At 35.9% G+C, this 8,181-nt stretch carries 8 protein-coding genes; all 8 read left to right on the top strand.

Annotation, left to right across the window (positions count from 1 at the left end):
- Positions 1 to 156 (top strand): 3D domain-containing protein (locus ACPYKA_RS16195; RefSeq protein WP_479543255.1); only part of this gene is annotated, 156 nt, incomplete at its 5' end.
- Between the two features lie 162 nt (positions 157 to 318).
- A complete protein-coding gene (gene rnmV / locus ACPYKA_RS16190; RefSeq protein WP_479543253.1) occupies positions 319 to 885 on the top strand; it encodes a ribonuclease M5 in 567 nt (188 codons plus the stop codon).
- Positions 878 to 1,762: a 16S rRNA (adenine(1518)-N(6)/adenine(1519)-N(6))-dimethyltransferase RsmA gene (rsmA, locus tag ACPYKA_RS16185; RefSeq protein WP_479543254.1), complete on the top strand. Its 885-nt coding sequence runs from the start codon at positions 878 to 880 to the stop codon at positions 1,760 to 1,762. The genes rnmV and rsmA overlap by 8 nt, the downstream gene beginning before the upstream one ends.
- Before the next feature lie 165 nt (positions 1,763 to 1,927).
- Positions 1,928 to 2,173: a Veg family protein gene (locus tag ACPYKA_RS16180; protein ID WP_336264074.1), complete on the top strand. Its 246-nt coding sequence runs from the start codon at positions 1,928 to 1,930 to the stop codon at positions 2,171 to 2,173.
- A 170-nt stretch (positions 2,174 to 2,343) separates the two neighbouring features.
- Positions 2,344 to 2,526, top strand: a complete 183-nt coding sequence (locus ACPYKA_RS16175; protein WP_479543252.1) for a small, acid-soluble spore protein, alpha/beta type — start codon at positions 2,344 to 2,346, stop codon at positions 2,524 to 2,526.
- Positions 2,527 to 2,831: 305 nt separating this feature from the next.
- A complete protein-coding gene (locus ACPYKA_RS16170) occupies positions 2,832 to 5,573 on the top strand; it encodes a UPF0182 family membrane protein (protein WP_479543251.1) in 2,742 nt (913 codons plus the stop codon).
- Positions 5,574 to 5,693: 120 nt separating this feature from the next.
- The gene (gene purR, locus ACPYKA_RS16165) at positions 5,694 to 6,509 is read left to right on the top strand and encodes a pur operon repressor (protein WP_479543250.1); all 816 of its coding nucleotides are present in this window, start codon (positions 5,694 to 5,696) and stop codon (positions 6,507 to 6,509) included.
- Positions 6,510 to 6,628: 119 nt separating this feature from the next.
- Positions 6,629 to 6,928, top strand: coding sequence for a septation regulator SpoVG (gene spoVG, locus ACPYKA_RS16160; RefSeq protein ID WP_479543249.1), 300 nt, complete (start codon positions 6,629 to 6,631; stop codon positions 6,926 to 6,928).
- Positions 6,929 to 8,181 lie beyond the last annotated feature (1,253 nt).

Genomic DNA, 8,181 nt, shown 5'->3' with positions numbered 1-8,181 from the left:
TTAGGTTCCAAAGTTTGGGTTGAGGGATACGGAGAGGCAATCGCTGGTGATACTGGTGGAGCAATTAAAGGAAATAGAATCGATGTCCTTGTAAGTTCAGATTCCGAAGCAAGGAACTGGGGTCGTAAAACAGTTCAAGTGAAAATTTTAAATTAGTACATTTTGAAAAATACTCTTGTCAGATCTCTGGCAAGGGTATTTTATATTGGATTTAATCGTTATAAAATAATTGATCCGATAGAGGCTAATGATAATATCAACAATCTCCAATAAAATTAAGTTATAATGGAGCAAAAAGAAGCGAAAGAGGAACGTATAGTGAAAATTAAAGAAATAATTGTTGTAGAAGGTAAAAGTGATACAACAAAAATAAAGCAAGCAGTACATGCTGATACAATTGAAACGAATGGTTCAGCAATTAATCAGGAGACATTAGAATTAATTAAGCTTGCAAATAATAGGCGTGGCGTGATTGTTTTTACCGACCCTGATTACCCAGGGCAGCGTATTCGCAATATTATTGAAAAGGAAATCCCTAATTGTAAGCATGCTTTTTTGCCAAAAGAAAAAGCAAGATCCACATCATTAAATAAGAGTGTCGGGATTGAGCATGCATCGGTAGCGGATATCCAAACAGCGCTCCGAAACGTTTATGAAGTAACGCTTTTAGAAAAGAGCGATATTGAAAAAGCAGATCTGCTCCAATATGGTTTAATTGGTGCAAGTAATTCGCGGGAAAAAAGAGAGCTTCTCGGAAACCTCCTTCACATAGGGTTTACAAATGGAAAACAATTATTAAAGAGGCTCCATATGTTACAAATTTCAAAAGATGAATTAGATTGGGCAATGCAGCATATACTAGAGAGGGGACGAGATGATGACTAAAGATTATATTGCAACTCCTAACCGAACAAAGGAAATTTTACGAAAATATGGCTTTTCATTTAAAAAAAGTCTGGGACAAAACTTTATCATTGACTCAAATATACTACAAAAAATGATTCACGCAGCAAAAATTGATCAAACGTCTGGTGTAATAGAAATTGGTCCCGGGATCGGTTCGTTGACAGAACAACTTGCATTGGCTGCAAATAAAGTTGTTGCATTTGAAATTGATCAACGCCTACTGCCGGTATTACAGGATACCTTAGCAGCGTATACAAATATCAAAATAATTCATCAAGATATTTTAAAAGCAGATTTACATAAAACAATTGAACAATATTTCACATCAAATTTGTCGCTTCATATCGTAGCAAACTTACCTTACTATATTACTACCCCGATATTAATGAATATTTTACAACAACAAATACCTGTTGAACGAATTACTGTTATGCTGCAAAAGGAAGTGGCCGAGCGAATGGCTGCCGGTCCAAATACGAAGGAATATGGCTCTTTATCCATAGCAGTGCAATACTATACGGAAGCACATATTATAATGGATGTTCCAAAGACTGTGTTTATTCCTCAACCAAACGTAACTTCAAGTGTATTGCAATTGGTAAAAAGGGATTCTCCCCTTGTTCAGGTAATGGATGAACAATTATTTTTCTTTATTGTTCAAGCGAGCTTTAGGCATCGACGAAAAACATTAAGAAATAATCTAATTAGTTCTTTTAAGGATAAATATCCAGTAGATCGTATCACCAATGTTTTGGAACGAACAGAAATAGACGGGGGAAGAAGAGGAGAATCCTTAGCCATTCAGGAGTTTGCCCGATTAGCAAACCAATTTTCTGAAGCGGAATTTAAGCTTTAAGAGACTATCCTTATTAGAATAGTCGAATTAAAATTTTAAAAGGAAGTGACTAAACCTATTGACATTTTGTTTATCATCCTGTTATAATTAAATATTTTATTTGACTAATAAACAAGCTTATGGTAAGATAGTATACAGTGAGGTGGAGTCTTAGTGAAAACAATAATGGAAATTAAAAAAGGTCTTGAAGGACAAATTGGTAAACGTTTGAAGTTAACTGCCAATGGTGGTAGACGGAGAACGGTTATCAGGTCAGGAGTTTTATCGGAGACATATCCTTCTGTTTTTGTTGTAGAACTAGACAAAGATGAAAATGCATTTGAACGTGTATCTTACAGTTATGCTGATGTTTTAACAGAAGCAGTAGAAATTAACTTTATAGATGATAGAAGCCAAGCGGCAGGAGAGTAGTAAACAGCATTGTTTACTACTTTTTTTGATACGTGAAAATTTTTGTATTAAAAATTTTTGATTAATAACCTTTCGAATGTTTTTGAAAAAATTAACACGTTTTTTTATTAAAAAAAAGTAAAAAATATAAATGTCGTAAGAAGTCTTAACCGGAAAGGAGATGCTCTTTCATGGCCAGACGCCGCGGAATTATGTCAGACCAATTGAAAGAAGAAATTGCCAAGGAGTTAGGTTTTTACGACACTGTTAAAAAAGAGGGATGGGGCGGAATCAGAGCTCGAGATGCAGGTAATATGGTAAAACGTGCAATTGAAATGGCAGAAGAAAATATGCAAGATAAAGGCAGACCCTAAAGGGTTTGTCTTTTTTTAGCAGATAAGAAAGTATAAAACTTTCTTACTGCATAAGTGCAACTAAGGCTTTCGCCAAGGTTTGGCGATAAGCCAAGTTTTCTAATGACGGATAAAAAAAGTATAAATCCTTTCTTGACTCGCTAACTGGCTAAAGTTCAATGTTCTTTGACTGCGCTTACTCGTCCCATCAAAGAGCATTTACACTTTCGTTCGTCCGACTGAAAAGTTAATCATAAATAAAAAGTGATGTTTATTTAAAAGATGTATCCAGTCTGTTATTATATGTGTGTGGGGGAGGCGAATAAATGGCTAATGGGAATAATTTTTCAAAAAGTCAGTTTGATCGAATGAAACGACTTAGTAAACGATTTTCTATAACAGTTGGTATCGTTATTTTCTTAATTGTAATTTCGTATATTGGATTTCAATTTTTTACGGAATATATATGGATGGATACGCTTAATTTTGGAAAAATTTACACAACTATTTTATATAGTAAGGTACTTTTAGGCATATCGGGTTTTGTCTTATTTTTTATTTTAACCTTTTTAACGTTATATTGGATTCGTCTGAGTTATATGAATCATTTTAGTCCTGTGCAATTACCAAGTTTCGTGGCAAAAGGGAAAATTGCTCACTTAATTATGGGAGCTTCGGCAGCTTTTATAGGTCTTATTGGTAGTTTAATAGTTCAGGGACTTGGCTGGGAACCGGCATTAAAATTTATTAATCACACTTCATTTAATAAAGTCGATCCATTTTTCGGTATGGATGTTTCCTTTTATATTTTTACATTGCCGTTTATTGAGTTTGTTTTATATACATTACTAAATTTGTTTATTTTCTTTTTAATTATTGAAATCGGTGCATACTCCGCTTTTCATATGTACCGAATGAGTCGTCATGCACAAATTCATTTAGCGGTTACTTTTAGCTTAGTTGGGATATTCCTTGCTGGCATTCATCTTTTAGGACGTTATAACACTTTATTAACCGATCAAGTTAATGTATTTCAAAAAAGTGTTGTCCATGGACTTAGCTTTACAGATCAACTAATTAATGTTCCGAAATCATACGTATTAGCAGCAGTTGCAATTATTATGGTCGTTTGGGTTATTATCTCCGTTTTCAGAGGCAATATACAATCAAGTATTAAGCCGATTGTTATTTATATAGCTTTCTTGTTGATAGGCCAAGTTGCTTCTGTTGTCGTGCAGAACTTTATTGTTTCGCCAAATGAATTTACAAGAGAAGAACCTTATTTAAAACATAATCTTGAATTTACCAGAGCAGCGTATGGGTTAGACAGTATTGAAGTAAAGGAAAATCCCGGAAATGCCTCTTTAGACGTAGATATGATCGAGAGAAATCAATTAACCCTTGATAATGTTCGTTTAAATGATTCCAGACCTTTACTTGATATTTATAACCAGCTGCAAACTTTCCGAACATATTATAAATTTAATGATATGGATATTGATCGATATAAAATTGATGGGAAATATGAACAGGTTTTCATTGGTGCACGTGAGTTAAGTATGAATGATCTTCCAGAACAGGCACAAACTTGGGTGAATAAAAATCTACGCTATACACACGGGTATGGAGTTGCAATGAGCCACGTTAATAAAGTGACATCCCAAGGGCAGCCTGAATATATGTTGCGAGATATACCAGTCGACGGTATGTTAGATGTTACCAAACCGCAAATATACTTTGGTGAAGAATCTTATCCAAATGTTATTGTGAATTCTAAAGTAGATGAGTTTGATTATCCTACAGGTGAAGAAAATGAAACGAATCGTTATGAGGAAGATCTAGGTATTCCCCTCCAAGGGATAAATAAGCTTTTATTTGCAATTAAAGAAGGTTCATTCCGTATTCTTGTTTCAGACCAACTAACAAACGAAAGTCAGTTACTGAAAACGAGAAATATAAAAGAGCGTGTGCACAAAATTGCTCCGTTCCTTCAATATGATGACGATCCTTATATTATCGTTCGTGATGATGGAACATTAGCGTGGATTATTGATGCATATGTAAGTGCGGAAAATTATCCTTATTCCGAAAGTTATCAAGGGAATAAGAACTATATTCGAAATTCGGTAAAAGTAATGATTGACGCCTATTCAGGGGAAGTAAATTTTTATATTGTTGATCCTGAAGACCCGTTAATTCAAACATATGAAAACATCTTTCCAAATTTATTTACCGAAGAAATACCAGAAGATGTTAAAGAACATTTCCGTTATCCGGTAGACTTGTTTAAAATCCAGACAGCGATGTACGGTACCTATCATATGTCTAATCTAGAAGTATTTTATAATCGGGAAGATTATTGGCAATTCCCGACTGAAAAGTATTTTGATCAGGATATTGAAATGGATCCGTATTATATAACGATGAAATTACCTGAGAATGACTATGAAGAGTTTGTTTTAATGATGCCTTATACACCAAAAAACAGACAAAATATGATTTCTTGGATAGGTGTCAGAAATGATGGAGATAATTATGGTGAACTTTTTGTTTATCGTTTTCCAAAACAAAAAAATATCTACGGTCCGCAACAGATTGAAAACCGAATCAATCAGGACAGTGTCATTTCCCAGCAATTAAACTTATGGTCACAAGGTGGATCAAAAGTGATCCGAGGTAATTTACTCGTTATCCCGATAGAAGACACCGTTCTATATGTTGAACCAGTTTATATTGAGTCATCCAATGAAACTTCTTTACCAGAAGTAAAACAAGTAATTATGGCTTATGAAGATCATATTGTAATGGAAGATACGTTTGATAAGTCATTGGAGAAAATTTTAAGTTATATTGATGGCGATATTACACCACCGGATGAAGAATCAACAGAAGAAGCGCCTGAAGCCGATTCAGAAGGAGAGCCAGAGCAACAAGAGCCAATTTTAGATGCTGAAGAAATGTTAGAAGAAATTGGTGATCTCTTTGACGCTTACCAAAAAGCTCTTTCTGCTGGAGATTGGGCAAAAGCCGGTGAAATCATGGAAGAATTAGAGGAGAAATTTAAATAAAATAGAACATCATTTAAAACATCCCGTATCTATTAATGCGGGATGTTTTTACATATAGTTGCAGAAACACGGACGAAAGTGCTATATTAAGAGTTGAATATTCGGTTTTGAGGTGAATGTATGAAACGAAGCGATCGATTAGTAGGCCTGACCAACTATTTTATAAACCACCCGAGAAAGCTAACGCAATTAACTTATTTTACAGATAGGTTCCAAGCATCGAAATCATCCATAAGTGAAGATCTTGATATCATTAACGACATGTTTGAAAAAGAAGGTATTGGATCTTTAGAACGTTTAGCAGGTGCAGCTGGTGGAACACAATATGTTCCGAAATTTGATAAAGAAAAAAGTCTTTCATTTATTAAGAAAATATGCAATGAATTGCAAGATCCGTCCCGTATCTTACCGGGCGGTTATTTATATATGAGTGATTTGTTAGGTAATCCTAGTATTTTAAAAGAAATAGGCAAAGCTTTCGTTTCTGCTTTTTCCGATAAAAAAATTGATGCTGTCGTCACTGTCGAGACAAAAGGGATTCCGATTGCGTATGCGATGGCTGAATATTTAAATGTCCCGGTCGTTATTATTAGGCGTAATATGCGAGTGACGGAAGGATCATCTGTTAGTATTAATTATGTTTCAGGCCGCTCCCAACGAATTCAAACAATGGTATTACCTAAAAGAAATTTACAAGAAGGATTAAATGTATGTATCATTGACGATTTTATGAAAGCCGGTGGAACGGTTACTGGAATGATTAGTTTGCTGGAAGAGTTTAATGCTACTGTTGTCGGTATAGGGGTATTTGCTGAAGCAAAAGACGAGGAAGACGAACGAATTATTGATGAATATATTTCCTTAGTAAAGGTAGCGAATGTGGATGCGAAAAGTAAACGAATTGATGTAAGTATAGGTAGTTTTTATAACAAATAAATATATGAATACGTTAATCCTGCAAAATATTTAAAGTATTTTTAATATTTTGCAGGACTTTTTAATTTTATGTTGAATTAATAATACAAGCTCTAAAATTATAAGAGGTGGTGAAAAAAGTGGAAGTAACTGATGTCCGATTACGACGTGTTAGCGCAGAAGGAAAAATGCGGGCAATTGCTTCAATAACATTCGATGATGAATTCGTAGTCCATGATGTGAGAATCATTGATGGTAATAATGGTCTATTTGTGGCTATGCCATCTAAACGTACATCAGACGGAGAATTCAGAGACATTGCTCACCCTATAAATTCTAAAACGCGTGAAAAAATTCAAGAAGCTGTTTTAAAAGAGTATGAGTCTAGAGAAGAATCAGGATCAAATGTCTTACAGTACGAAGGTGCTGGCGCATCATAATAATGATTGAATAGCAAAAGACTAATTTTATTTAAGAAATTAGTCTTTTTTGTGTTTAGAGAATTTTATCCATAAACTATTGAGTAACTTAAATTGATAATTGATCGGTCAACCTAAACCACTGCACCGTTGATTTCCGCCTCCGGGCAGTACGCTTTCCACGGGCACGGCGGTCTGCCTCCTCGGAAGAAAAACTGCTTCCTGCGGGATCTTCAGACACGTCTTTTCCCGCGATGCACAGGACGTGCAAGTGTCGGCGTTGGTCACAGGACTTGACCGCTTTTAGCCGACCAGGAGTCGACTGCCCTTCACTACAATCAACTAGATCGGTGAATCCCTCGGTTTATAACATTTATCCTTCACTGCACCATTTCCTAAGGCGAAAACGGACGAGGTAACTCCCACCGAACGGATTCAGACTATTTCCTAAGACGAAAACGGACGAGGTAACTCCCACCGAACGGATTCAGGCTATTTCCTAAGACGAAAACGGACGAGGTAACTCTCATCGAACGGATTCAGGCTATTTCCTAAGGCGAAAACGGACGAGGTAACTCCCACCGAACGGATTCAGGCTATTTCCTAAGACGAAAACGGACGAGGTAACTCCCACCGAACGGATTCAGGCTATTTCCCAAGGCGAAAACGGACGAGGTAACTCCCACCGAACGGATTCAGACTATTTCCTAAGGCGAAAACGGACGAGGTAACTCCCGCCGAACGGATTCAGACTATTTCCTAAGACGAAAACGGGCGAGGTAACTCCCACCGAACGGATTCAGACAATTCCGTGGGATGAAAACGAGAGAAGGTGCTTCTTCCGAACATAAAAGCCGAAGTCAATGTAGTGAAAAAAGTGGTGGAAGCCGGGAATTCAACGTATCAAACATCGAATACGAGTGTAAGCCTTGATCATCAACCGCCCGTGGAAAGCGTAGTGTATTTCCGTAGCAGTATTCCACTTTATTCATTTTTACACAGCGGAAATCAACAGTTTACCAACTAGGTTTACAATTTTTTTACTACTGCACAGCACCCTTCAACCGCATGTTAAAATGAAAAATTTTTTAGTAGTTATTCACGGTGTGATTAGTGCTAGCAAATATTATTATTGTTTATCATTTGAATTTGCCCTATTTTTACGATATTATTTTATAATGGAGATTAAGGATTGGGGGGTTACTCTTTATGAAAAGTCGTTTTGCAATTATATTAGCGGCAGGACAAGGAACTAGAATGAAATCCAAATTATA

The sequence above is a fragment of the Pseudogracilibacillus amylolyticus (SeqCode) genome, from assembly GCF_051918545.1.
Classification (GTDB): domain Bacteria; phylum Bacillota; class Bacilli; order Bacillales; family Amphibacillaceae; genus Pseudogracilibacillus.
This window is presented reverse-complemented; position numbering and strand designations above follow the sequence as displayed.

Bases quoted from the DNA above. Each gene is read 5' to 3' on its own strand.
- ACPYKA_RS16175 (WP_479543252.1), top strand. From the start codon at position 2,344: ATGGCCAGACGCCGCGGAATTATGTCAGACCAATTGAAAGAAGAAATT.
- rsmA (WP_479543254.1), top strand. From the start codon at position 878: ATGACTAAAGATTATATTGCAACTCCTAACCGAACAAAGGAAATTTTA.
- ACPYKA_RS16170 (WP_479543251.1), top strand. From the start codon at position 2,832: ATGGCTAATGGGAATAATTTTTCAAAAAGTCAGTTTGATCGAATGAAA.
- ACPYKA_RS16180 (WP_336264074.1), top strand. From the start codon at position 1,928: ATGGAAATTAAAAAAGGTCTTGAAGGACAAATTGGTAAACGTTTGAAG.
- purR (WP_479543250.1), top strand. From the start codon at position 5,694: ATGAAACGAAGCGATCGATTAGTAGGCCTGACCAACTATTTTATAAAC.